The 23,488-nt window shown below is 64.6% G+C and carries 20 protein-coding genes; 10 read left to right on the top strand and 10 right to left on the bottom strand.

What is annotated here, in order from left to right:
* The first annotated feature begins 2 nt into the window (after positions 1 to 2).
* Both A9513_RS00505 and A9513_RS00500 read left to right on the top strand, forming a co-directional pair.
* On the top strand, positions 3 to 2,486 hold the full coding sequence (locus tag A9513_RS00505; RefSeq protein WP_065327301.1) for an autotransporter outer membrane beta-barrel domain-containing protein: 2,484 nt from the start codon (positions 3 to 5) through the stop codon (positions 2,484 to 2,486).
* Positions 2,487 to 2,597: 111 nt separating this feature from the next.
* The gene (locus A9513_RS00500; protein ID WP_164488295.1) at positions 2,598 to 2,924 is read left to right on the top strand and encodes a GlpM family protein; all 327 of its coding nucleotides are present in this window, start codon (positions 2,598 to 2,600) and stop codon (positions 2,922 to 2,924) included.
* 1 nt (position 2,925) lies between these two features.
* Here the strand turns inward: A9513_RS00500 and A9513_RS00495 are convergent, their stop codons facing one another.
* The 5 genes from A9513_RS00495 to A9513_RS00475 all read right to left on the bottom strand — a co-directional run bounded on the left by A9513_RS00495 (position 2,926) and on the right by A9513_RS00475 (position 9,533).
* The gene (locus tag A9513_RS00495; RefSeq protein WP_024765386.1) at positions 2,926 to 4,011 is read right to left on the bottom strand and encodes a helix-turn-helix transcriptional regulator; all 1,086 of its coding nucleotides are present in this window, start codon (positions 4,009 to 4,011) and stop codon (positions 2,926 to 2,928) included.
* A gap of 160 nt (positions 4,012 to 4,171) precedes the next feature.
* The gene (locus tag A9513_RS00490; protein WP_065083698.1) at positions 4,172 to 5,131 is read right to left on the bottom strand and encodes a PDR/VanB family oxidoreductase; all 960 of its coding nucleotides are present in this window, start codon (positions 5,129 to 5,131) and stop codon (positions 4,172 to 4,174) included.
* Between the two features lie 179 nt (positions 5,132 to 5,310).
* On the bottom strand, positions 5,311 to 6,432 hold the full coding sequence (locus A9513_RS00485) for an aromatic ring-hydroxylating dioxygenase subunit alpha (RefSeq protein ID WP_024765384.1): 1,122 nt from the start codon (positions 6,430 to 6,432) through the stop codon (positions 5,311 to 5,313).
* Between the two features lie 139 nt (positions 6,433 to 6,571).
* Complete coding sequence (locus A9513_RS00480) at positions 6,572 to 8,203, bottom strand: BCCT family transporter (protein ID WP_269215969.1); 1,632 nt, start codon at positions 8,201 to 8,203, stop codon at positions 6,572 to 6,574.
* A 244-nt stretch (positions 8,204 to 8,447) separates the two neighbouring features.
* Positions 8,448 to 9,533: a tartrate dehydrogenase gene (locus tag A9513_RS00475; protein WP_065083697.1), complete on the bottom strand. Its 1,086-nt coding sequence runs from the start codon at positions 9,531 to 9,533 to the stop codon at positions 8,448 to 8,450.
* 102 nt (positions 9,534 to 9,635) lie between these two features.
* On the opposite strand from A9513_RS00475, the gene A9513_RS00470 reads away from it, so the two are divergent.
* Positions 9,636 to 10,550 (top strand): LysR substrate-binding domain-containing protein, encoded by a 915-nt coding sequence (locus A9513_RS00470; protein WP_065083696.1) that lies wholly within the window; start codon positions 9,636 to 9,638, stop codon positions 10,548 to 10,550.
* A 103-nt stretch (positions 10,551 to 10,653) separates the two neighbouring features.
* Here the strand turns inward: A9513_RS00470 and A9513_RS00465 are convergent, their stop codons facing one another.
* Complete coding sequence (locus A9513_RS00465; protein ID WP_024765380.1) at positions 10,654 to 11,649, bottom strand: alpha/beta fold hydrolase; 996 nt, start codon at positions 11,647 to 11,649, stop codon at positions 10,654 to 10,656.
* 193 nt (positions 11,650 to 11,842) lie between these two features.
* Here A9513_RS00465 and A9513_RS00460 point away from each other — a divergent pair, with 193 nt between their 5' ends.
* A complete protein-coding gene (locus A9513_RS00460) occupies positions 11,843 to 12,286 on the top strand; it encodes a CopD family copper resistance protein (protein WP_024765379.1) in 444 nt (147 codons plus the stop codon).
* A gap of 127 nt (positions 12,287 to 12,413) precedes the next feature.
* Positions 12,414 to 13,334: a transcriptional regulator MetR gene (gene metR / locus A9513_RS00455; protein ID WP_024765378.1), complete on the top strand. Its 921-nt coding sequence runs from the start codon at positions 12,414 to 12,416 to the stop codon at positions 13,332 to 13,334.
* Between the two features lie 252 nt (positions 13,335 to 13,586).
* Here metR and A9513_RS00450 read toward each other — a convergent pair whose 3' ends face one another.
* From A9513_RS00450 to A9513_RS00440, 3 genes are all read right to left on the bottom strand, one after another.
* Positions 13,587 to 14,231, bottom strand: coding sequence for a glutathione S-transferase family protein (locus A9513_RS00450; RefSeq protein ID WP_024765377.1), 645 nt, complete (start codon positions 14,229 to 14,231; stop codon positions 13,587 to 13,589).
* Between the two features lie 57 nt (positions 14,232 to 14,288).
* On the bottom strand, positions 14,289 to 15,611 hold the full coding sequence (locus A9513_RS00445; RefSeq protein ID WP_024765376.1) for an APC family permease: 1,323 nt from the start codon (positions 15,609 to 15,611) through the stop codon (positions 14,289 to 14,291).
* Positions 15,612 to 15,775: 164 nt separating this feature from the next.
* Positions 15,776 to 16,597 (bottom strand): carbon-nitrogen hydrolase family protein, encoded by an 822-nt coding sequence (locus A9513_RS00440; RefSeq protein WP_065083694.1) that lies wholly within the window; start codon positions 16,595 to 16,597, stop codon positions 15,776 to 15,778.
* Positions 16,598 to 16,744: 147 nt separating this feature from the next.
* Here A9513_RS00440 and A9513_RS00435 point away from each other — a divergent pair, with 147 nt between their 5' ends.
* From A9513_RS00435 to A9513_RS00415, 5 genes are all read left to right on the top strand, one after another.
* Positions 16,745 to 17,524, top strand: coding sequence for a helix-turn-helix transcriptional regulator (locus A9513_RS00435; protein WP_024765374.1), 780 nt, complete (start codon positions 16,745 to 16,747; stop codon positions 17,522 to 17,524).
* 103 nt (positions 17,525 to 17,627) lie between these two features.
* A complete protein-coding gene (locus A9513_RS00430; RefSeq protein WP_065083693.1) occupies positions 17,628 to 19,007 on the top strand; it encodes an L-serine ammonia-lyase in 1,380 nt (459 codons plus the stop codon).
* A gap of 329 nt (positions 19,008 to 19,336) precedes the next feature.
* Positions 19,337 to 20,947, top strand: a complete 1,611-nt coding sequence (locus A9513_RS00425) for an FMN-binding glutamate synthase family protein (RefSeq protein ID WP_024765373.1) — start codon at positions 19,337 to 19,339, stop codon at positions 20,945 to 20,947.
* A gap of 110 nt (positions 20,948 to 21,057) precedes the next feature.
* Complete coding sequence (locus A9513_RS00420; RefSeq protein ID WP_037011285.1) at positions 21,058 to 21,894, top strand: AraC family transcriptional regulator; 837 nt, start codon at positions 21,058 to 21,060, stop codon at positions 21,892 to 21,894.
* 52 nt (positions 21,895 to 21,946) lie between these two features.
* Positions 21,947 to 22,555 carry a LysE family translocator gene (locus A9513_RS00415; protein WP_065083692.1) on the top strand — a complete coding sequence of 203 codons (609 nt, stop codon included), beginning with the start codon at positions 21,947 to 21,949 and terminating at the stop codon, positions 22,553 to 22,555.
* Between the two features lie 4 nt (positions 22,556 to 22,559).
* On the opposite strand, the gene A9513_RS00410 is transcribed toward A9513_RS00415, so the two are convergent.
* Positions 22,560 to 23,468 (bottom strand): LysR substrate-binding domain-containing protein, encoded by a 909-nt coding sequence (locus tag A9513_RS00410; RefSeq protein ID WP_038803779.1) that lies wholly within the window; start codon positions 23,466 to 23,468, stop codon positions 22,560 to 22,562.
* Positions 23,469 to 23,488 lie beyond the last annotated feature (20 nt).

Here is a 23,488-nt window from a genome sequence, read left to right as displayed (position 1 = left end):
ACATGTCGACCCGACACCGTCTCGCTATCGTTATTGCTTCAATCATGGCCGACCAGGCGTGCGCCGAGAGCCTTTCCGTCATCGGCAATCCGTTGCAGTTGGCAGATACCTATACCAATTCGATCGACCTGGTTGGCGAGGCTCACACCACCGAGCCGCTGCTCACCGCCTGGATATCTGCCACCGGCACCTTTCAGGGCGGTCTGAACAATCACGCCACAGTGACGGTGAGCGGCCCGACCGCCGGGACCATCAGTGGCAATGGCGCGCTCTACCTCCAGTCACGAAACAGCTCACCAGCCAGCATCCAGGGCGACTTCGTCCAGGCGGGATCGCTACAAGCCAGCAACATCGCCGATGCCACCGTCTATGTGGGGAAGGCCAACATCAGCGGCAAGTTCAGCAACCAGGGTACGATCAGCCAGAGCAACACGTTGGGCGCCCTCTCCCCCACCCTCGACAACTACAACCTGCTGATCGATCAGTCGACACTGGGAGGCGGCTTCGAAAACAGCGGAGTCATCCACTCCCAAGGGGATGATTTCCAGAACCTGGTCATCGAGAACAGCAAGCTCTACTCCTTCAGCAACAGCGGCACCATCAGCGCCGATGGTGCGCGCAGCGTCGCAATGCTGTTCGGCCAAGGCAACAAGCTCCTCAACACGTCAGACGATGTCCTCTACAACAGCGGCACCATCAGCGCCAAAGGCCAAGGCTCGATTGCCCTGAAAGTGGAATCAGGATTGGGGGTCGAGAACGCCGGCCTGATTCAGGCGGACGGTACTGCTGTCGATCTTTCCCAGACCAGCGTCTACTACACACAGGAGGATGGTCTGACCGCGGGAGGGCAGATCGCCCTGTTAGGCAACTTCTCGCCGGACTCAACAGCCAGCAGCGGCACTCTTGCCAGCTTCGATGGCGGTGCAGTGCAAGGCGATATCCGTAACATGTGGGTCACCGAGGTGGATGGCAACGTGGCCATGGACTCCGCGCTGATCCAGACCCGCTACCTCGAACTGGGCGGCGGCCGCCTGACACTGCTACGGCCCCACACCGTGCTGGAAGGCAACCTGGAGCTGATCGGCAGCGAAATGGAGCTGACGCTGAGCCGCGCCACCGAGCAGAACCGGCCGATTCTGAAGGTTACCGGCGAGGCGGAGGTGGATCCGGGCAGCAGAATTCTGCTCACACCCAAACCCAACGACTTCAGCACCCAGGGCGACCAGCGATATCAATTGATCAGCGCCAGCCGCTGGTACCAGTTGGGCCAGGAATCGGTAGAGGTTCCCATCTCCGCCAGTGAGCTGTCAGTCGCCAGTACTTCCGCGCTACTGACGGTCAATAGCCATGAGTTCGAAGGCAACACCCTGGTCGCCAACCTGCGAGCCATCACCGGCGAAGAGGCCGGCCAGATAGTCGCCGAGGAGGGCGCCAGCGTGGATGCGCAGACTGCCATTGGCGAGCTCTCCGGTCAGATAGACAAACTTCTGCCCACCGACCCAATCTTCGAGCAGATTGCAAACGCGGACGCCGGGCAGATCGCCAAGTTTGCCGAGTCACTCTATCCCGAGGTGAATGGAGGGGCCAATGCAGCGGCCATCTCCCAGCAGCGGCAAATGGAAAACGCCGTCCGCCAGCGTGGTATGGCATTGCGTCAACTCCCCGACAACCTTGATAAGGGTGGAGTCTGGGTTCAGGGGCTTGACGGCCACGGCAGCCAGGGCAGGCGCCAGGACATCACTGGCTTCGATATGAACGCGAGCGGCATTGCCGCAGGGGCGGACGCCGTCCTGGCCCCTGGCCTGATTGCCGGACTGGCATATGGCTACATGGACGGGAACGTCAAGAGCCACAACGGCAACAAGACCGACATCGACGGCAACGCACTAACACTCTATGGCAGCTACCAGCAGGGCGGGTACTTCGTCGACGCCAACCTCTCCTATGGCTGGAGCGAAAACCACAGCAAGCGTTACATCGCCGATACCCGCGCCAAGGGTAATTATCACGGAAAACTGGCCGGAATGAGCCTTCTGGCCGGGTATGATTTTGCCTTGGCCCACGGGCTAGTTCTTGAGCCGCGAGTGGGAGCGCGCTACAGCAATGTCCGACTGGACAACTACGACGAGAGTGGCTCCAGCGCGGCGCTTCACGTCAATAGCCAACGCTACGAGCGCGGCGAACTCGGCGCCGGCTTGCGAGTAGCTGGCGCGCTGCCTGCTGGGAAAGGCCAATTGGTACCGGAGGCGTCGCTCATGGCCTGGCACGACCTGATTGGTGACCGCACGTCCACCACCAGTAGCTTCCTGATCGGCGGAGGCGACTTCGAAACCACAGGTGTACGCCTGTCTCGCGATAGCTATGAAGCTGCCCTGGGGCTCGACTATCGCCTGGGTGCGGTGAGCCTGGGAGGCGGCTATCGCTACGAAGGCAGCAAAGACTTCAACGGCCGTAACCTGGAGGCGCGCCTGCGATATGACTTCTGAGGTCCGTTGACTTCCCAGCCACAGAACGAGATATCCACACTGCCCCATGAGGCATACTACGCGACGCCACCGCCCCGGTGGCGTCGCCGCATAGAGAAAGACGTGGACCTGATCCTCAAGGCAGCCCTCGGCGCCGGCGTGGTGCTGATCCTCGCCGCGCTGTCGAAGACGCGCAATTACTACATCGCCGGCCTGGTGCCGCTGTTCCCCACCTTCGCCCTGATCGCCCACTACATCGTCGGCAAGAGCCGTTCGCTGGACGACCTGAAGACCACCGTCCTGTTCGGCATGTGGTCGATCATTCCCTACTTCGTCTACCTGGCCGCGCTCTACCTGATGGTGGATCGCATGCGCCTGGAGCTGTCGCTGGCGATGGCCGCGCTGGCCTGGCTGGTAGCAGCTTCGCTGCTGGTGTTCGTCTGGGTGCGCCTGCACTGAGTCAGGCGCGCGCCGCCAGCTGCGCTTCCAGTTCGCTGATTCGCGCCTGCAGGCGATCACGCTCGGCGCGTTCGGCACGGATGTCCTCGAACACGCTGATCAGGTGATCGGGCACCCCGTCCTGTGCGCGACGCTGCAGCGAGGTGCGCACGCGCACCCAGACATAGTCTCCGTCGCGGCGGCGCAAGCGTTTCTCGACCACATAGCGATCGAAATGACCGGCCAGCAATTGACGCAGGAGCTCCAGGTTGGTCGCCAGGTCGTCGGGGTGGGTAATATCCTGGAAGGTGATGGCGTACAGCTCCTCGGGGCGATAACCGAGCAACTCGCAAAGGCTGCCATTCACCCGCTGCCAGCTGCCGTCCAGCCCAATGTAGGCCAGTGCGCCCCAGGTCAGCTCGAAGATCGCCCGGAAACGCTCCTCGCTGTTGCGCAGTCGTTCCTCGGTGGCCATGCGCTCGGTGTTGTCCATGCTGATGCCGACCATCTTCAGTGGTCGGCCGACGGCATCGTTGACCACCGTGGCGCGCGAGGCGATCCAGCGCAGGCTGCCGTCGGGCTGGAGAATGCGGAAATCGCACTCGCAGCCCTTGCCCTCGGCAGCAGCACGCTCATACATCGCCTGCATGGTGGCCACGTCCTCCGCCGGGAGGTGGCTCCAGAACGTCTGGTTGGAGCTGACATGCCAGCCGTAGACCGCCTCGACGTTCGGCGAATAGGTCACTTCGTCGCTGATCAGGTTCCATTCCCAGGTGACGATCCGCGCGCCCTCTTGGGCCAGCTTCATCCGCGTCTCGCTCTCCATGATCTCGGCGGTGTAGCGACGGCGCAGGTCGGTCATCGGCAGCTCGATCGGCTCGGCATCCTGCACGCTGCGCAGGGCTTCCTCGCCGTAGCGCAGCCAGAGCCAATTGACCTTGAGAAAGTCCGCCAGCCGACGCAGGTTGTCGTAGTCGATCTCGCCGCCCTTGGTCCACTTGTGCACCGCCGTGCGCGAAATACCCAGGGCCGAACCCACTGCCTGCAACGTCAGCTTGTGGTGTTCGAGCAGTTCCTTGAGACGGAAGGCGAAGCTGTTTTCCATCATGGGTAGCGCGGTTTCCTGGAGGTAATCGAGGACCGCAGTATACACAGCTGTAAACCGGTGGATGACAGCACTGGACGTGCAGGAACGAGCTTGCTCGCGAACACACCCCGCCGCGCAGTGAGTTCGCGAGCAAGCTCGCTCCTGGATCAAGGCCAGGAAGCTACAGGTCGATCACCAACCGCTCCCCGCGAGCGCGGGAGACGCAGAGCATCAGGGTCTGTTGCGACGCCTTTTCCTCGTCCGACAGGTACTGGTCGAAATGCTCCACCTCGCCTTCGAGGATGCGCGTCTCGCAGGTTCCGCAGACACCCTCGCGGCACAGGCAGTCCACCTGGGCGGCCTTGACGTTCTCGATGGCCTGGATGATGGTCATGCCCTCCTCCACCCGCAGTTCACGGCCGGAGCGGCCCAGTACCAGGGTGAAGGCGCCACCGCTGGCGGGAGCGGCCGCAAACTGTTCGAAGTGCACGCGCGCGTCAGCGATTCCAGCCTTCCTCGCGCCATCGATGACGGCATCGATCAGTGGCTTGGGCCCGCAGACATAGACGTGGTCATTCGCCGCCAGGGAGGCGAACAAAGCGGCCAGATCGAGTCGGCGATCCTCGCTGTCCACATAGAAACGCACATTTCCGGCATGCGGACCGTCTGCCAGTTCGCCCTGGAAGGCGCCATGCTCCTGGCTGCGGAAGGCGTAATGCAACTCGTACGGGACAGCGCCGCCTTCCAGTTCATGCAACTGGGAAAGGAATGGCGTGATGCCGATACCACCCGCGATCAATACGTGACGCCCGGCCTTGGGATCGAGGGCGAAAAGGTTGTTCGGGGTGGAGATCGTCAACTGGGTGCCGACTTCGACCTGCTGGTGCATGAAGGCCGACCCGCCCTTGGATTGCTCTTCCCGTCGAACGCCGATCTGGTAGTGACTGAGGTCGCGCGGATCGCTCATCAGCGAATAGGCGTTGCTCAGGCCGTCGGCCATCTTCACGATCACGTGGCTGCCGCCGCTGAAGGCCGGCATTGGCTGGCCGTCGGCTCGCGCCAGGGTGAAGCGCTTGATCTGCGGGGTTGCCTGCTCCACGGCAGTCACGCGCACGCTGAACATCTCGTAGGTATTGGCCATGGTTCACCTCAACTGACCGGGTGGCCGCGCCACCCGCCTCTCTTCCGGCTCCCCGAGCGGCGGAGGAAGAGAGCTGTTTTCTTGGGAATGCCGCCCCGCTGTCTGCGGGGCGGGTGCCCTGCGCCAACTTCGTCGATGCAAGGCCTCACGCAAGTGCCGCCCACAGGCGGCGCACCGGATCAGTCCAGGTGCGACACGGCGATCAGGTTGTGGAAGTGGGCGATGCCGTGCTCGCTGATACCCGTGCGCTGCTTATCCACCATGATCCGGCCCTGGCCGCGGTAGCCGCGGGACTTCAGGCCCTTCTGCACGCTTTCCACCAGACGCAGGTCTTCCGGCCGGAACACTTCGCGGTACCAGTCGATGAGCTTCTGCTGCTCCTCGGTGATGTCCTTGTTGAGGAAGTAGATGTCGTAGTGCTGCAGCGTGGTTTCGGCGTCGACCGGGAACTCGTAGATCACGGTCATGAAGTTGGCGCCCGGCGGCACGTTGAACATGGTGCACGGCCAGGCCCAGAAGCCGGAGAAGGACGGATCGCTCACCGACTCGTCGACCTTGAAGGACTGCTCCGAAGACTTGGCGACACCGTACTGCAGGGTCCAGTTGCCGTGCAGGGTGTGGACGTACTGGCCGACGTCCACCGAGTCGGCAAAGCTCGGGTGGGCCGGGCCGCAGTGGTAGCACTCCATGTAGTTGTCGACGATGGATTTCCAGTTCGCCGGGGTCTGGCTGACGAAGCGCGCGGCCAAGTGCAGATCGTCGATCACGGCGCAGGCAGCGCGCATCTTGGCTTGCAGGCCGGGCAGTTGGTCTTCCACGCTGCCGGCGTTCGGGTCCATATTGATGAAAATGAAGCCGGCGTATTCCTCGACGCGCAGTTGCACCAGGCTGTAGTCGCCCTTGTCGAAGGCCTCGACCTGGTCGCAGTTGCGAACGTGGGTCAGCTCGCCGTCGAGCTTGAAAGTCCAGGCGTGGTACGGGCACGCGATGACGTTCTTGGCAATGCCGCCAGTGCCTTCGAGCAATTGGTGACCACGGTGCGGGCAGACGTTGTAGAAGGCGCGCAGCACATCGTCGCGGCCGCGCACGACGATGATGCTCTCGCCGATCACCTCGCGGACGATATAGGCATTCTTCTCGGCCACTTCACTGCGATGGCCCAGGCAGATCCAGCTGTGGGCGAAGATCTTTTCCTTCTCATGCTCGAATACGGCATCGCTGGTGTAGAAGTTCGCCGGAATGGTGTAGGCGCGCTCGTGGTCGCTGCAAAAATCGGCGGGCAGGCGTTCGAAGTCGGTCATCGGATATCTCCAGGCTTTCATCGACTCGCGCAGGGCGCGGTCCATTTGTTTTTGGTTTACTGCAACCCGTTGGTTAACAGCGCAGGCAAAAAAAAGCCTGCGGGTGGCGTCGCCCGGGCTGGCGACGCCACGCAGGAAATCACTGGGCCAGGGCCACTTCCCGTACGGGTTCGGCGATAATCGGGGGCTCGACTACGGCCTCGCCTGCCAGCGCCATCGCTGCGGCCTCCTCCTCGATGCGGTAGGCCGGCATCGAGCCATAGTCCGCCAGCATCCACTTGAAGAAGCCATAGACCTTGACCAGCAGGATCAGGGTGAACGGAATCGCGGTGAGCACCACGGCGGTCTTCATCGTCGACAGCGAGGCCTTGGCGAACAGCATGGCCAGCGGCACCAGGGTCAGGGTGACGGCCCAGAACAGGCGGTGGGTCGGCGTCGGATCATCGCCTTCCTGCAGGTTGCGGGTGCTTGTGGCGGCCACGGCGTAAGCCGCGGCATCCATGTGCGAGGCGCAGAACACGGCCATGATGAACAGGTACACGGCGAGGAACAGCTTGCCCCACGGCAGCGCCAGCAGCAGCGCCTCTACGGCGCTTTCGCCCCCCTGCTCGGTGAGGATCTTCGGCACATCGACGGCACCGGTGATGAACTGGTGCATGCTGTAACTTTCCAGCGCACCGAAGAAGAACCAGCAACCGAAGCTGCCGCCCAGCAGCAGGGCGAATACCACTTCGCGCATCTGCCGGCCGCGCGATACGCGGGTCACGAACATGGCCACGCCAGGGGCGTAGGACACCCACCAGAGCCAGTAGAACACCGTCCAGTTGCGAGTGAAGGCGCCATCGCCGGCCGGGTCGGTGAACAGGCTCATGTGCACGTAGTTCTGGATCATCAGGCCGATGCCGTTGGCGGTGTTATTGATGGTGAACTGGGTCGGACCGACCAGCAGCACCACCGCGGCAAACACCAGCGCGCCGTAGCAGACGATCTTGCTCAGTTTCTGCAGGCCGCCATCGATGCCGATGTAGGAGCTCAGGGAGAACAGCACGGCGATCACACCGATCACCAGTACCTGTACGGTGAAGGTATCCGGCGTGCCCACCAGCCCGGACAGGCCACGGGTCAGGGTCGAGGCGGTCAGCGCCAGGGACACGGTGAGTGCGCCCATCATGGTCAGCAGGAAGATCAGGTCCACCAGGCGCCCCACCGGACCGGTGGCCTTGAAGCCGGTGACGGCCTCGACGATGGAAGCCAGGTTCAGGCCGCTCTTCTTGCGCACGTGGAAGTGGTAGGCCATAGCCAGGGATGCCAGGGCGTAGATCGACCAGGCGCTGATGCCCCAGTGGAAGAAGGAGTAGCCGACGCTGTACTCCAGCGCCTCACGGGATTGCGGAACGATGTTCAGGCCGGGGGTCTGGTAGTAGTAGGCCCACTCCATCACGCCCCAGTAGAGCGTGGAGGAACCCATGCCAGCGCAGATGAACATGAATACCCAGGTGGCCGTGGAATATTCCGGTTTGCCGCTACCGAAGCGGATGTGGCCGTACTTGCTGCAGGCGATGTAGAGCACGGCCAGGGAGCTGCCGAAGATCAGCAGCTGCACGGCGGTGCCGAAGGTGCGGGTAGCAACCTCGAACAGCTGATTCGCGGCTTGCTCGGCCTGGGCCGGAAACGCAGCGAGCCCGATCACGGTCAGGAGCACCGCGACCAGGCTCATGGATATCAGGAATACATCGACCTTCTGGGTCTTGCGGGGCATCAAGGGGGACATCAGGCGTCTCCTGGGACGTTTTTTGTTGTTGTTGCGCATCCGCCGCAGGCTGCGGATGAAGCATCGTCGGACCAGTTGACTCAAACGCGAATAAACCACTGGTTAACAACGATCTAATGGTTAACAGTCTGCGATGAATCGCCGCAGGGTGCAAGAGCTACCCATCGACTCATGCTGCCCTGCCACGACGCCCGTAACCGCTCAGCTACGGGCTTTTCATGGGCAATCCCCGCAGATGTAGGATTTATCTGCTAACGATCTCAGCAATTGCCGCACCCACCGTCTGGGTCGACAACTGCCCGCCCATGTCTCGTGTCACCGATCCATGGGCGATGACCTGTTCGATGGCCGCGAGAATATCGTCGTGGGCCGCGCGGTAGCGCGCATCGCCCTGGCCCACGAAGTCCAGCATCAGCGCCCCGGACCAGATCATGGCGATGGGGTTGGCGATGTTCTGGCCGAAGATGTCCGGCGCCGAACCGTGCACGGGCTCGAACAGCGAGGGGAATCTGCGCTCGGGGTTGAGGTTGGCCGAGGGTGCGATGCCGATGGTGCCGGCACAGGCCGGGCCGAGGTCGGAGAGGATGTCGCCGAACAGGTTGGAGGCCACTACCACGTCGAAGCGCTCGGGCTGCAGGACAAAACGGGCGCAGAGGATATCGATGTGCTGCTTGTCCCAGGCGATCTCCGGATAGCCGGCGGCCATCGCCGCGGTGCGCTCGTCCCAATAGGGCATGCTCACCGCCATGCCGTTGGACTTGGTGGCCGAGGTCAGGCGCTTGCGTTCGCGGGTCTGCGCCAGGTCGAAGGCGTATTTCAGGATGCGGTCGACGCCGCGACGGGTGAACACCGATTCCTGCAGCACGAACTCGTTCTCGGTGCCTTCGAACATGCGCCCGCCCAGGGACGAATACTCACCCTCGGTGTTCTCGCGGATCACCACGAAGTCGATGTCGCCGGGCTTCTTCCCGGCCAGCGGGCAAGGCACGCCGGGGAACAGGCGCACCGGACGGATGTTCACGTACTGGTCGAAGTCGCGGCGGAACTTCAGCAGCGAGCCCCACAGGGAGATATGGTCCGGTACCTTGTCCGGCCAGCCGACGGCGCCGAAGAACAGCGCGTCGAAATCCTTCAGCTGTTCGAACCAGTCGTCCGGCATCATCTTGCCGTGCTCCAGGTAGTAGTCGCAGCTGGCCCAGTCGAAGTGCTCGAACTCCAGCATCAGTCCGTGCTTGCGCGCAGCGGCCTGGACTACGCGCAGACCTTCGGGAAGGACTTCCTGGCCGATGCCGTCTCCGGGAATGGCGGCGATTCTGTATGTCTTGCTCATGGGGCACCCTCGCTGGTGTGAAGTTGGAAGCAGTGCCAGCCATGCTATAAGTGGCAAAAACAAACATAATCCTTGCCACCGTAGATTCTTGAAACACGAACTGTGAACAATCTGCCGAACCTGGAAGATCTCCGTGTCTTCGTCCACGTGGCACGCCGCTCCAGCTTTGCCGGCGCCGCCAGCGAGCTGGGCATGTCCGCCGCCTTCGTCAGCAAGCGTATCCGCCTGCTGGAGGAGGGCCTCGGCGTGCGCCTGCTGCACCGCACCACGCGGCGGGTCTCGGTGAGCGAAGATGGTGAGCGCATCTATCAATGGGCGCTGCGCATCCTCGATGCCGTGCAGCGCATGGGCGATGACGTCAGCGCCCTGCACCGCGAGCCCAGCGGCCAGCTGCGCATCGCCAGCAGCCTGGGGCTGGGCCGGCGCTTCGTCGCTCCCGCGCTTTCGGAACTCGCCGCGCGCCACCCGCAACTGGATATCCGCCTGGATGTGCAGGATCGCCTGGTGGACCTGATCGACGAAGGTTTCGACCTGGACGTGCGGGTCGGCAACGAGATCGATCCGAACCTCATCGCCCGCCCGCTGGCGCGCAACCGCAGGGTACTCTGTGCGGCGCCGGATTATCTGGAGCGCCGCGGCACCCCGCGCACCCTTGCCGAGCTGGCCGGGCACGATTGCCTGGTGATCAAGGAGCGCGACCATCCCTTCGGCGTCTGGCACCTGCAGGGACCGGAAGGCGAGGAAAGCGTGAAGGTCACCGGGCCGCTGTCGTCCAACCACGGCGAGGTGGTGCACCAGTGGTGCATCGACGGGCGCGGCATCCTGCTGCGCTCCTGGTGGGACGTGCACGACAGCCTGGAGGATGGCCGACTGGTGCAGGTGCTGCCCGAATACCAACAGCCGGCGGACATCTGGGCCGTCTACGCCGCCCCACTGGCCAGCTCGGCCAAGGTGCGGGTGGCGGTGGAGTTCCTGCGGCAGTATTTCGCCGAGCGCTACAGCTTGCCCGCCCCCTGAAACTCACAGCGAGCGTGGGAGCGGTTTCCGGCCGCGATGTGCAACCGGCCGGCTCAGCGTGGTCGGAAATCGATCGCGGACTACGTCCGCTCCTGCGAAAGCCTCAGAGTTGGGCGACGTGTCCGCCACCCTGGTGCTCGCGCAGGTACGGCAGCACTGCGCCGAGCAAGGGTTCCTTGAAGTCTTCCTGGAAACGGTGCGCCATCCCCGGAATCAACTTCAGCACCGAGCCGCGAATGTGCGCGGCCACATGCACGCCGTGCATCACCGGCAGCAGCGGATCGGCCGTACCGTGGACCACCAGGGTCGGCACGTTCAGTCGGTTGAGCAGTTCCACGCGGCTGGGCTCGGCGAGGATTGCCAGCATCTGCCGCTGCACGCCTTCGGGGTTGAAGGCGCGGTCGTAGGAGCGCGCCGCCTGCTGCAGCAACTGCTGGCGGTCGTCGTGAACCTGCGGACTGCCGAGGGCAGCCAGCAGGTCGGCCTGCTGTTCGATGGCCTGTTCGCGGCTGGCGGCCTCGCGCCGGGCGAGCAGGCGCAGCAGCGACTCGCTGGGCGCCGGCAGGCCTTCGGCGCCGGAGCTGGTCATCACCAGGGTCAGGCTGATCACGCGATCCGGCGCGAGGTCGGCGACATGCTGCGCGATCATCCCGCCCATGCTCGCGCCCAGCACATGGGCGCGTTCGACGTGCAGGGCGTCCAGCAGGTGCAGTGCGTCGCCGGCCATGTCGGTCAGGCTGTAGGGCGCGCTCACGGGCAGGCCAAGGCGATAGCGAATCACTTCGTAGGTCAGGTTGCCGCTGGGCGTAGGAACACGCCAGGAAGACAGGCCAACATCGCGGTTGTCGTAGCGGATCACCCGGAAGCCCTGCTGGCAGAGCGCCTCGACCACCTCATCCGGCCAATGGATCAGCTGGCCACCCAGGCCCATGACCAGCAGCAGCGTCGGGTCCTGCGGACGCCCGATGCTCTGGTAGGCCAGGCGCACGTCGCCCAGGTCGACCAGTTCGGTCGGCACCCGCGCATCGCAACGATCGGCGGCAATAGCAAGGGAGGGCAAGCCGCAGAAAAGAACGACTGCCAGTAGAAAAGCACGCATGAATGAAAATCCGGAACGCAAAACCCCAGTTGATAGCGATTCTGATGAATTTCCGTCGCTCGCTCTGCCACAGGTCCGTGACAGTTTGATGAAAGGCGCTGAGCGGTCGCCGACGGCCCTTCCCATGATGCGGATCAAGAGCGGCCGCCCCCAACAGTCGCGAAGATAGAAGCCCCCGCTCGGAAGCTCTGCCATGGCCTACCCCATCCTGCTGGTGCTGCACCTGTTCGCCGCGATCCTGTTCGTCGGCACTGTGTTCTTCGAAGTGCTCATCCTAGAGAGCATCCACCGCCATGTGCCGGCGCGGGCGATGAAAATGGTCGAGGGCGCGCTCGGCCGTCGCCTGCGCCGGGTGATGCCCTGGGTCATCCTGACCCTGTTCGGCAGCGGCCTGGGCATGCTGCACCTGCGTTACGCGCCGCTGCTGGCCGAGCCGCTGGCATCGCCCTTCGCCACCCTGCTCAGCCTCAAGCTGCTGCTGGCCCTCAGTGTCCTGGGCCACTTCATCTTCGCCATGTATTCATTGCGTGTCGGGCGCATGACCGGCCAGCGTTCCCGGCGCATCCACTACAGCGTGTTCGCCCACGTCGTGCTGATCGTCCTGCTGGCCAAGGGCATGTTCTATCTGAGCTGGTGACCTCAGCCCGATGAGTCGGGCCCGGCTCCCCCTGCTGGTGAATCGCCAGCAGCCGGCTTATCATGAGGGCAGTTCAATTTATCCGCCTTTTCATCAAGATTTCCTCATACTGAGGCGAGGCCGCGCCATGCTTGAACTCCGTCACCTGAAAACCCTGCATGCCCTGCGCGAAGCCGACAGCCTCGTGGAGGCCGCCGAGCGCCTGCACCTCACGCAATCCGCCCTGTCCCACCAGTTCAAGGAACTGGAGGAACGCCTGGGCCTGTCGCTGTTCATCCGCAAGACCAAACCAGTGCGCTTCACCAGTGCCGGACTGCGCCTGCTGCAACTGGCCGACGCCGTGCTGCCGCAGCTGCGCGGCGCCGAACGCGACCTGGCGCGCCTGGCGGGCGGCACCGCCGGCCGCCTGCACATGGCCATCGAGTGCCACAGCTGCTTCCAGTGGCTGATGCCGACCATCGACCAGTTCCGCGACGCCTGGCCGGAAGTGGAGCTGGACCTCGCCTCCGGCTTCTCCTTCGCCCCGCTGCCGGCATTGGCCCGTGGCGACCTGGACCTGGTGGTGACCTCCGACCCGGTGGACATCGCCGGCATCACCTACGTGCCGCTGTTCACCTACGAAGCGCTGCTGGCGGTGGACAACCACCACGCGCTGGCCGGCAAGTCCTTCATCGTTCCGGAAGACCTGGCCAACCTGACGCTGATCACCTACCCCATCGAGCGCGATCGCCTGGACATCTTCACCCGCTTCCTCGAACCGGCCGACGTCGAGCCAGCGCAGGTCCGCACCTCCGAGCTGACGGTGATGATGATGCAACTGGTGGCCTCCGGCCGTGGCGTCTGCAGCCTGCCCAACTGGGCGCTGCACGAGTACAGCTCGCGGGGCTACGTGACCGCCAAGCGCTTGGGGGAAAAAGGCCTGTATTGCACCCTGTTCGCCGCCATCCGCGCCGACATGCTGGACGCACCCTTCATGCGCGATTTCCTGCTGACCGCGAAGGACACTTCCTTCGCTACCCTCGAAGGCGTCAGCGCCGCCAAGGGCTGAGCACGGCCGAAACGCGCGCATAAAAAAGGCCCTCCTTGCGGAGGGCCTTGGGGACATGAATCAAGGAGCGGCTTGTAATAGCTTTAGTTGCCGACGCCACGCGATGGGGTGCGCGGCGTTGGGGTGATCATTGATCAATCGAGGAGGCGAGAAAATATTCCGACACGAGAAAAGGAATACTCCCACCTCACTTGAGACCAACTCCTCAAATCGCGCATCACCTTTCCAGCGCGCGCGATTTCCATCCAGCGCTCACGACGGCTTCGCTTCCGCCGCCCTGGCATGCTCCTCCGCCCACTGTACATCCCGCTCCCAAACCCGCTTGAAGGCCGGGCGCGAGGTCACCAGTTCCACGTAACGCTCGAACACCGGCAGCTTGGGCACGACGCCGAAGCCAATGGTCCAGCGCAGGGCCGCGCCCCACAGCACATCGGCAGCGGTCATGCGGTTGCCCAGCAGGTAAGGGCCGGTTTCCAGCTGTTCGGCGAGGGCGCGCATCACGCTGTCGTAGTCGCCATAAGGGCTCATGGCCTGCGGTGCGGCATCGCGCTTGAGGGCGCGGTCGACGATGGCCGGCTCGAAGCTGGAGCCGTAGAACACCAGCCAGCGCAGGTAGGGGCCGCGCAGCGGATCGTCGAGGGCAGGAGCGAGGTTCGCGCGGGGGAAGAGGTCGGCGAGGTAGATGAAGATGGCACCCTGCTCGGTGACCAGCGACTCGCCGATGCGGATCGCCGGCACCTTGCCCAGCGGATTGATCGCCAGGTACGCCGGTTTGCGCTGTTCGCCGGCCTTCATGTTGATCAGTTCGAGGTCGTACTCGGCGCCCAGCTCCTCCAGCAGCACCAGGGTGCCGCTGGAGCGTGTCTGGGGCGAATGGTAGAGAGTGAGGCGGGGCATGGCGGGATCTCCTCGGTCATCACGGCTCGGAGTCCCCAGCATAGCCCCGCGCGGGCCTCACGCCTCCTCGAAATGCATCTCCGGCGGTTGCTGGCGGAAGCCGCCGGTGATCACCGCGAGGTAGATCACGCCGAGCACCAGCCAGGTGGCGCCGAGCCAGATCGCCAGGTGATCGAGGCTGACCATCAGCCACAGGTCAGCGAGCAGGCCGATCAGCGGGAACAGCAGGAACAGCACCAGCTCGCGCAGACCGCGGCGTTCGGCATTCAGGTAGTAATGGAAGATCACCGAGAGGTTCACCAGGCTGAAGGCCAGGAAGGCGCCGAAGTTGATGAACGAGGTGGACGTGGTGACGTCCATGTGCAGCGCCAGCAGGGCCACCACGCCGCACAGCACGATGCTGTTCACCGGGGTTTCGAAGCGCTTGCTGATGCGCCCGAAGAACGGCCGCGGCAGCACGCCGTCGCGGCCCATGGCGAACAGCAGGCGCGAGGCGCTGGCCTGGGCCGACAGGCCGGAGGTGAACTGGCCGACGATCAGGCCGATCAGGAAGAAGCTGACGAACAGGTCGCCACCGATGTTGCGGGCAATTTCGTAGGCGGCGGAATCGGCGTTCTGGAACTCCACCGACGGGTGCGCCAGCTGTACGAAATAACTGGCGGCGATGAAGATGCCGCCGCCGATCAGGGTGATCAGCAGGATGGCACGCGGAATGGTCTTGCGCGGTTCGTGGGTTTCTTCGGTCAGGGTACTGACCGCGTCAAAGCCCAGGAACGAATAACAGGCGATGGCCGCGCCACCCATGATCAGCGGCAGCTGGGTGCCCTCCTTGAGGAAGGGCTCCAGGGTCCACAGCGGACGGCTGACGTCGCCCATCACGTAGTGGATGGCCAGGCCAACGAAAGCGATCAGCACGAGGAACTGCACCAGCATCAACACGCCGTTGATGTTCTTCGCCAGGCGCAGGCCGACCACGTTGATCGCGGTGGTTACGCCGATGAAGGCCAGTACCCACAAGGCTTGCGGCACGGCCGGGAAGGCGGAATGCAGATAGGCCGCGCCGATCAGCCAGATGGCCATGGGCAGGAACAGGTAGTCCAGCAGCACAGCCCAGCCGGCTAGGAAGCCCAGTTTCGGGCTGATCGACTTGCGCACGTAGGTGTATGCCGAGCCGGCAACCGGGAAGGCGGCGGCCATGCGCCCGTAGCTGAGCGCGGTAAAGAGCATGGCGACAGAAGCGACGAGGTAGGCCGAAGGCACTACGCCGCGGGTGACGTCGGCAAGGATGCCGAAGGTGCCAAGGACGATGATCGGGGTCATGTAGGCGATGCCGAACAGCACCACCGAACCCAGCGACAGGGTTCGTTTGAGTCGAGCCATTACTGCTTACTCCGCGTTGTGTTTGTTATGGCAGTACTTAAGTTGCCGACCTGCACTCACCCGCAGGCCTCGCGGGTGCTCGCGGCGCCCGTCGTTCTTGATGATTCGCTTGATCGGCGCAGCCCTGCGCCCCGGCACCCCGACAGCGGTGCCAGAAGAAAAACTCAGGCGGGAATGATCAGCTCGCGCAGACCGCCGTCGTGCTCGCGCAGCTCGCCGGGCAGCACGAAGCGCCGCTCGGCCAGGTAGCTGTAGTCGCGGCGCGACTGCGCCAGGCGTTCGAAGTCCAGCTCGACGATCTGCCGGCACTCTTCGCGGCCGGCCTCGACTATCAGTTGGCCGTACGGGTCGACCACGGCGCTGCCACCGGCGAAAACCAGGCCGTCATCACCTTCGCCGACGCGGTTGACCATCACGGCGTAGGCCTGGTTTTCCATGGCGCGGCCCATGATCGCGGTGCGGTGGGTCGGGCCGTACGGGTCCATGTTGCCGTTGGTCACGATGATCAGCTCAGCGCCCAGTTGGCCCAGCGCGCGGGCGGATTCGGGGAATTCGATGTCGAAGCAGATCACGATGCCGACGCGGATGCCGTTCCACAGGCAGGTGGCGTAGCGGTCGCCGGGGGTGAAGATGCCGCGGTCCGACGCCCACAGGTGCGTCTTGCGGTACTTCATGGCGATGCCTTCGGGGGTGATCAGCAACGTGGTGTTGTAGAAGCGGCCATCGTCAGCGGCTTCGGCGAAGCCCACGGCGACGGAGATGTTCTTCTCCTGCGCGGCGCGTTGCACGGCCTGCACGCTGGGGCCGTCCACCGGCTCGGCGATGGCGGCGATGTTCTGCGCGGTGGGGAAGCCGGTCAGCTGGGTCTCGGGGAACACCATCAGTCGGGTGTCGTCGGCGCAGGCGTGGATGGCCTCCAGGGTGCGGGCCAGGTTCCAGGCCACATCGCCATCACGACCGGCGAGTTGGACGAGTTCTACTTTCATGGGGCTTCCTCGGATTCTTGTCTTTGCGGTGACCGGACGCTGTCGGTCAAAATGCGCACCGCGCCGGTTCAAGGCATCCACCGAGTATGCCGGGCGTGCCATCACCGGGTAATTACGCCCGCGTGGTAACCCATCGGGGGTAGAGTCATGAGCCTTTCCCTTCAGGATATCGCCTGGCACCGCTCGGTCGGGCAGCTGATCGAAGCGCTGGACAAGCCGAACTTCTGGACCTCGCTGGTGCGCCTGCTGGGCCAGTATGTGCCCTTCGACAGCTGGGTCGTGCTGCTTTTCAGCAATGGCAGGCCCCAGGTGTTCGCCGAATGCCCCGGCGAAGATGGCGGCCCCGATCCGCTGTTCCAGGACTACCTCAAGGGCCTCTACCTGCTCGACCCCTTCTACATCGCCAGCCGCGAGGCGCCCGGAAGCGCGCTGCTGCGCCTGGACGACGTGGCGCCGGAGATGTTCGAGCAGACCGATTACTACCAGCGCTACTTCAGCCTCAACGTGGTGGCCGATGAAGTGCAGATCAACGTGCAACTCGACGGCGAGCGCACCCTCTGCTGTTCGGTGGGCAGCAAGGGCCGCTTCACTCCGGAACAGATCGCCCTGCTAACCCTGGTACACCCCTGGGTCGCCGGCCTGATGCGCCAACGCATGGCCTTCGAACGCGAAGTCCAGGAAGCGCCCCCGCCGCCACGCTGGCAGAACCGCCTGGAATCCACCGCCCAGCAGATGGAAACACCGCTCACCGCGCGCGAGCTGGAAGTGGGCCGGTTGATGCTCAGCGGCTGCTCCAGCAAGGAGATCGCCCGCAAGCTGGCGATCTCCGCCGAGACGGTGAAGGTCCACCGCAAGCACATGTACGCCAAGCTGGGGATCAAGTCGCAGTCCGAGCTGTTCTCGCTGTTCCTGCAGGCGCAGGGCTAGAGCCCCGAAGTAGCAACCGCCTCTGCAGGAGTCTGCAGCCGTCGAGCGGTCGGTGAGCATTCAAGGCCACACGGGTCCATGCTGGAAGACAGGAGGAACCCCCATGACCCTCAGCGTCTTCGACATGTTCAAGCCCGGAGTCGGGCCGTCCAGTTCGCACACCGTGGGACCGATGCGCGCCACCCGCGAGTTCGTCGATCGCCTGCGCGCCGAAAGCCTGCTGGCCCCAACCAAGGCCATAGAGGTGCATCTCTTCGGCTCCCTCAGTGCCACCGGCAAGGGCCACGCCACCGACCGCGCCTGCCTGATCGGCCTGCTCGGCATCGACCCGGCGGAAGCCGACCCCGCTGCCCTCGCCCCTCAGGTGGACGACATCCTGCTGCGTCATCGCTTGCGTCTTGGCGGCCTGCACGAAATCGACTTCGATCCGGCACGGCAACTGGTCTTCCACGACGACAGCCTGCCCGCCCATCCCAATGGTCTGCACCTGCGCGCCCTGGACGAAAACGGCGAACTGCTGGCCGAACGCATCTGCTACTCGGTCGGCGGCGGCTTCGTGGTGGATGCGGCGGACTTCAATACCGACCGCGCACTGCCGGACAACCCGATGCCCTACCCCTTCCACAGCGCCGAGGAACTGCTGCGCCTGTGCCATGAGCACGGTTTCCGACGCATCAGCGACCTGATGTGGGCCAATGAACGCGCGCTACGCAGCGACGAGGAAATCCGCGCCGGCCTTGCGCATATCTGGGAGGAAATGCAGAGCTGTGTGAACCGTGGTCTGGAAACCGAAGGCACACTGCCCGGCGGCCTCAAGGTGCGCCGCCGCGCGCCCATGCTCTATCGCCGGCTGAACGAAGCGGACAGCGGCAATCTGATCGCCACCACCCTGGGTGCCCTGGACTGGGTGGACCTTTGGGCGCTGGCGGTGAACGAGGAGAATGCCGCCGGCGGGCGCGTCGTGACGGCTCCCACCAACGGCGCGGCCGGCATAGTCCCGGCGGTGCTGCACTACTATGCGCGCTATGACGCCAACGCCAACGCCGAAGGCATCGAGCGCTACCTGCTCACCGCCGCCGCCATCGGCATCCTGTGCAAACTCAACGCTTCGATTTCCGGCGCTGAAGTCGGTTGCCAGGGCGAAGTGGGCTCAGCCTGCGCCATGGCCGCTGGCGGTCTCGCGGAAGTCCTCGGCGGCAGCCTGGAGCAGGTGGAAAACGCCGCCGAGATCGGCCTGGAGCACAACCTCGGGCTGACCTGCGATCCGGTCGCCGGGCTGGTCCAGGTGCCCTGCATCGAGCGCAATGCCATGGCCTCGCTCAAAGCCATCAACGCCGCCCAACTCGCCCTGCGAGGCGACGGCCAGCACCTGGTCAGCCTCGACAAGGCCATCGACACCTTGCGCGATACCGGGCGCGACATGATGGACAAGTACAAGGAAACCTCGAAGGGCGGGCTGGCGGTGAATGTGATCGCCTGTTAGTTCGGCGGATGCGCCTCACGAGCGGGCTCGCTCCTGCCGGCCTGACGCCGGCGCGCGCAAGAGCGAGCTTGCTCGCGAACAGCCCAGGGGCAAACGCCATCGTTCTTGCACCGCCCGAAACAAGCTTTCTCAGCGCCGGAGAAAATCGTTAGCTAGCTTTCTTTTTTCCCCGCTTCGGGCTACCGTCGGTGCCCGCCAGAACTAGAAAGACCTCCGAAAGCCCGTGTCATTGACCTTTGCCCAGGCACGTTCGCGCGATGCCTGCCATGCTCTGTGGCGGCCCTTTCGGCCAACCTGACCGTGATCAAAGCCTGACGACTGGAGATTCCATGAACCTGTCGCTCCTAAGCCGCTATGCCTTTTTTGCCGCCTGCGTCCTGTTCACCGTGCTCAGCCTGCCCTTCCTCGGGCATGACTGGGTCTGGCCCTTCACCCTGACCACCCTCGCCCTGAGCGTGCTCGGAGTCTTCGACCTGCTGCAGGAACGCCACGCGGTGCGCCGCAACTACCCGATCCTGGGCAACATCCGCTACCTGGTGGAAGCCATCCGCCCGGAAATCCGCCAGTACCTGCTCGAAGGCGACCAGGAGGCCCTGCCTTTCTCCCGCGCCCAACGCGCCCTGGTGTACTCGCGGGCGAAGAACGAGACCGCCGACAAACCCTTCGGCACCCTGATCGACGTCTACCAATCCGGCTTCGAGTTCATCGCCCATTCCATCCGCCCGGCGCCGGTGGCCGACCCCTGCACCTTCCGCGTCAGCGTCGGTGGCCCGGCGTGCAAGCAGCCCTACTCCATCTCGGTATTCAACATCTCGGCGATGAGCTTCGGTTCGCTCAGCGCCAACGCCATCCGCGCGCTGAACAAGGGCGCCAAGCTCGGCGGCTTCATCCATGACACCGGCGAGGGCAGCATCAGCCCCTACCACCGCGAATACGGCGGTGACCTGACCTGGGAACTGGGCAGCGGCTACTTCGGCTGCCGCAACGACGACGGCACCTTCAGCCCCGAGCGCTTCGCCAAGCAGGCGGTCGACCCGCAGGTGAAGATGATCGAGATCAAGCTCAGCCAGGGCGCCAAGCCTGGCCACGGCGGCATCCTGCCCAAGCACAAGGTCACCGAGGAAATCGCCGCCACCCGCGGCGTGCCCATGGGCAAGGATTGCATCTCGCCGTCCTCGCACAGCGCCTTCAGCACGCCCAAGGGGCTGCTCGATTTCATCGTCCAGCTGCGCGAACTCTCCGGCGGCAAGCCGGTAGGCTTCAAGCTGTGCATCGGCCACCCGTGGGAATTCATGGGCATCGCCAAGGCCATGCATGAGACCGGCATCCTCCCCGACTTCATCGTCGTCGACGGCAAGGAAGGCGGCACCGGCGCTGCGCCCCTGGAGTTCACCGACCACATGGGCCTGCCGATGCGCGAGGGCCTGCTGTTCGTACACAACACGCTGGTCGGCCTGGACCTGCGCGACAAGATCCGCATCGGCGCCAGCGGCAAGATCGTCAGCGCCTTCGACATCGCCAGCGTGCTGGCCATGGGCGCCGACTGGGCCAACTCGGCGCGCGGCTTCATGTTCGCCATTGGCTGCATCCAGAGCCAGAGCTGCCACACCAACAAGTGCCCCACCGGCGTCGCCACCCAGGACCCGTTGCGCCAGCGCGCCCTGGTGGTGCCGGACAAGGCCGAGCGCGTCTACAGCTTCCACCGCAACACGCTCAAGGGCCTGGCGGAGATGATCGCCGCCGCCGGCATCCGCCACCCCTCGGAGCTGGAAGCGCGGCATCTGGTACGCCGCGTCTCGGCCACCGAAATCCGCCTGTTCTCGCACCTGCATTACTTCCTGAAGCCGGGTGAACTGCTCTCCGGCAACATCGAGGGCGAGTTCTACGAGCGCATCTGGCGCATGGCGCGTAGCGACAGTTTCGACGCCATGCCTGGCTGATCCTGGCGGATAGTCGTGCAGCCGGCGGATCGACGGCTGCACGAATCTTCCAGACATCGCCTCATCGCGCGCTATGCTGGCCGACCGGGCAAGCGGTACGGAGGCGGCCCATGCACAAAGACAACTGGATCGACCTGCTGCAGGATGCCGACACCGGCATCCAGAGCCTGCGCGCGCACTTCAAGGGCCACGCCTACGACCCGCACTGGCACGACAGTTACCTGATCGGCTTCACCGAATCGGGCGTGCAGCAGTTCCGCAGCCGCAACCAGCGCTACGTCAGCACTACCGGCAAGGTGTTCTTCCTCGAGCCCGGCGATATCCATGACGGCGACGCGCCCACCGAGGGCGGCTTTACCTATCGCACCCTGTACCTCGACGCCCCCTGGCTTGAGCGCGAGATCGCCACGCTGTTCGAGGAGGCACCGGGCAATTGCCAATTGGCCGTGCCCGAGTTGCTGATCGACGACCCGCAGCTTGCCCGGCACATCGACAACGCCTTCCAGGCCGTGCATGGCCATGACCTGAAGATCGTCCGCCAGAGCGCCATCGACGATCTGCTCGATGGCATGACCCGTCACCTGCACTGGCGCCAGCGCGGCACCAGGCAGGCGCATCTGCCGCTGGTGGCACAGCGCGCGCGGGACTTCCTGCACGCCAACCTGACCGCCGACATCGGCCTCGACGACCTGGCCCAGGCCAGCGGCTGCGACCGCTTCCGCCTGACCCGCGCGTTCAAGCAGGCCTTCGGCCTGCCGCCCCATGCCTACCTGATACAACTGCGCCTGGCACGAGCCCGACAGTTGCTCGGCCGCGGCCTGGCCCCGGCGGACATCGCCGCCGACCTCGGCTTCGCCGACCAGAGCCACCTCGGCCGCTGGTTCCGCCGCGCCTATGGTGTGACGCCCGCGTACTACCGCAAGCGCTGCTCAAAGCTTCCAGACTGAGCCCGCCCCGCTGGCGATGATGAACTCCCACCGATTCACTGGAGTTCCCGCCATGCACCTCGCCCAGTTCAGCCAGTGGCTGCCCTTCCTGCTCTTCGCTTTCGTCGCCTCCATCACGCCCGGTCCCACCAACCTACTGGTGTTCAGCAACAGCGCGCGCTTCGGCTGGAGTGCGGCGTTACCGATCATGCTTGGCGGCTGCGGCGCCGCAGCGGCGCTGGTGCTGGCGGTGGGCAGCGGGCTGGGCGAAGTACTGGCCAGCCTGCCACGGGTGCAACAGGCGATGAGCGCAGTCGGCGTGCTCTGGCTGAGCTGGCTGGCCTGGCAGATCCTCCGCAGCCCGCCGGCAGACCCGAAGCGCGATACCGACGCCGCGCGCCTGGGAGCGGCAGGCGCTGCCGCGCTGCAGCTGGTCAACCCCAAGACCTGGATGATGGCGCTGGCGGTGATCAGCGTATACGCCGGCTACGGCGCCGATCGATTGGACCGCGTGCAACTGCTGTCGCTGCTGTTCTTCCTCGTGTCGATTCCCTGCATGGCGGTCTGGGCCGGCCTGGGTATCGGCAGCCAGCGCCTGCTCTCGCCCCGGCAGATGCAGCGGCTCAACCAGTTGATGGCAATCCTGCTGCTGGTCTCGGCCTGGGCCGGGGTATTGCTGTAACAACCTAGAGAATGCCGTCGCGCCGCAGGTACTCGCGCAGGTGCTCGATGAATGCGTGGATCTTGCGCGTCGCCCGGCGGTTGCTCGGGTAGACCGCGAGAATCTGCGCGCCGAAGGTGTCGGGTTCGAAGAAGTAGTCATCCAGCACCGTCACCAGCCGCCCGCTGCGCAGATATTCCAGCACGCTCCAGCGCGGGCACGGCAACAGGCCGTGTCCGGCAAGGCAAGCGGTCAGCAAGGTGGCCTGGTTGTCGCTGCTCAACCGGCCATTGCGCGGTGTGGAAAAGCGCATGCCGTCCACGTCGAACCACCAGCGGTCGTCCAGCGCCGGGTGGCGGTAGACCAGGCAATCGTGGTCAATGATTTCGCTCGGATGGCTGGGTGCACCGCGCCGCTCAAGGTAAGCGGGGCTGGCGCACATCGCCAGGCGGCTTTCGGCCAGCGGCTGGGCTATCAGCCCTGGCAGGTCGCTGTTGCCCATGCGCAGGGCGAGGTCGTAGCGGCCGTCGAGCAGATCGACATAACTATCGCAGAGGTCCACCTGCAAGCGCACGTCCGGGTGCAGGTCGAGGAATTCGGCACAGGCCCGGTCGAGGAACACCGGGCCGACGATCAGCGGCCCTGTGATGCGCAGCACGCCCCGCAGGCTGTGCTGCAACTGGGCGATCTCCTCGGTGGTTTCGCGCATCCGCGCCAGCACCTCGCGAGCACCATCCAGGTAGAGCTGGCCAGCCTCGGTGAGTGACATGCTGCGCGTGGTGCGCTCGAACAGCCGCGCGCCGACATCGATTTCCAGCTGGCCGACCGCCTTGGTCACCGCCGATGGGGTCTTACCCAGTTGCTCGGCGGCACGGCTGAAACTGCCGGTCTCGGCACTGGCGACGAACATTGCCAAGCTGCTGAATCTGTCCATCGTCATTCGTGCCAATCCTT

Origin of the sequence: Pseudomonas sp. AU12215, assembly GCF_001675465.2 — a bacterium.
Classification (GTDB): Bacteria; Pseudomonadota; Gammaproteobacteria; order Pseudomonadales; family Pseudomonadaceae; genus Pseudomonas; species Pseudomonas nitroreducens.
This window is presented reverse-complemented; position numbering and strand designations above follow the sequence as displayed.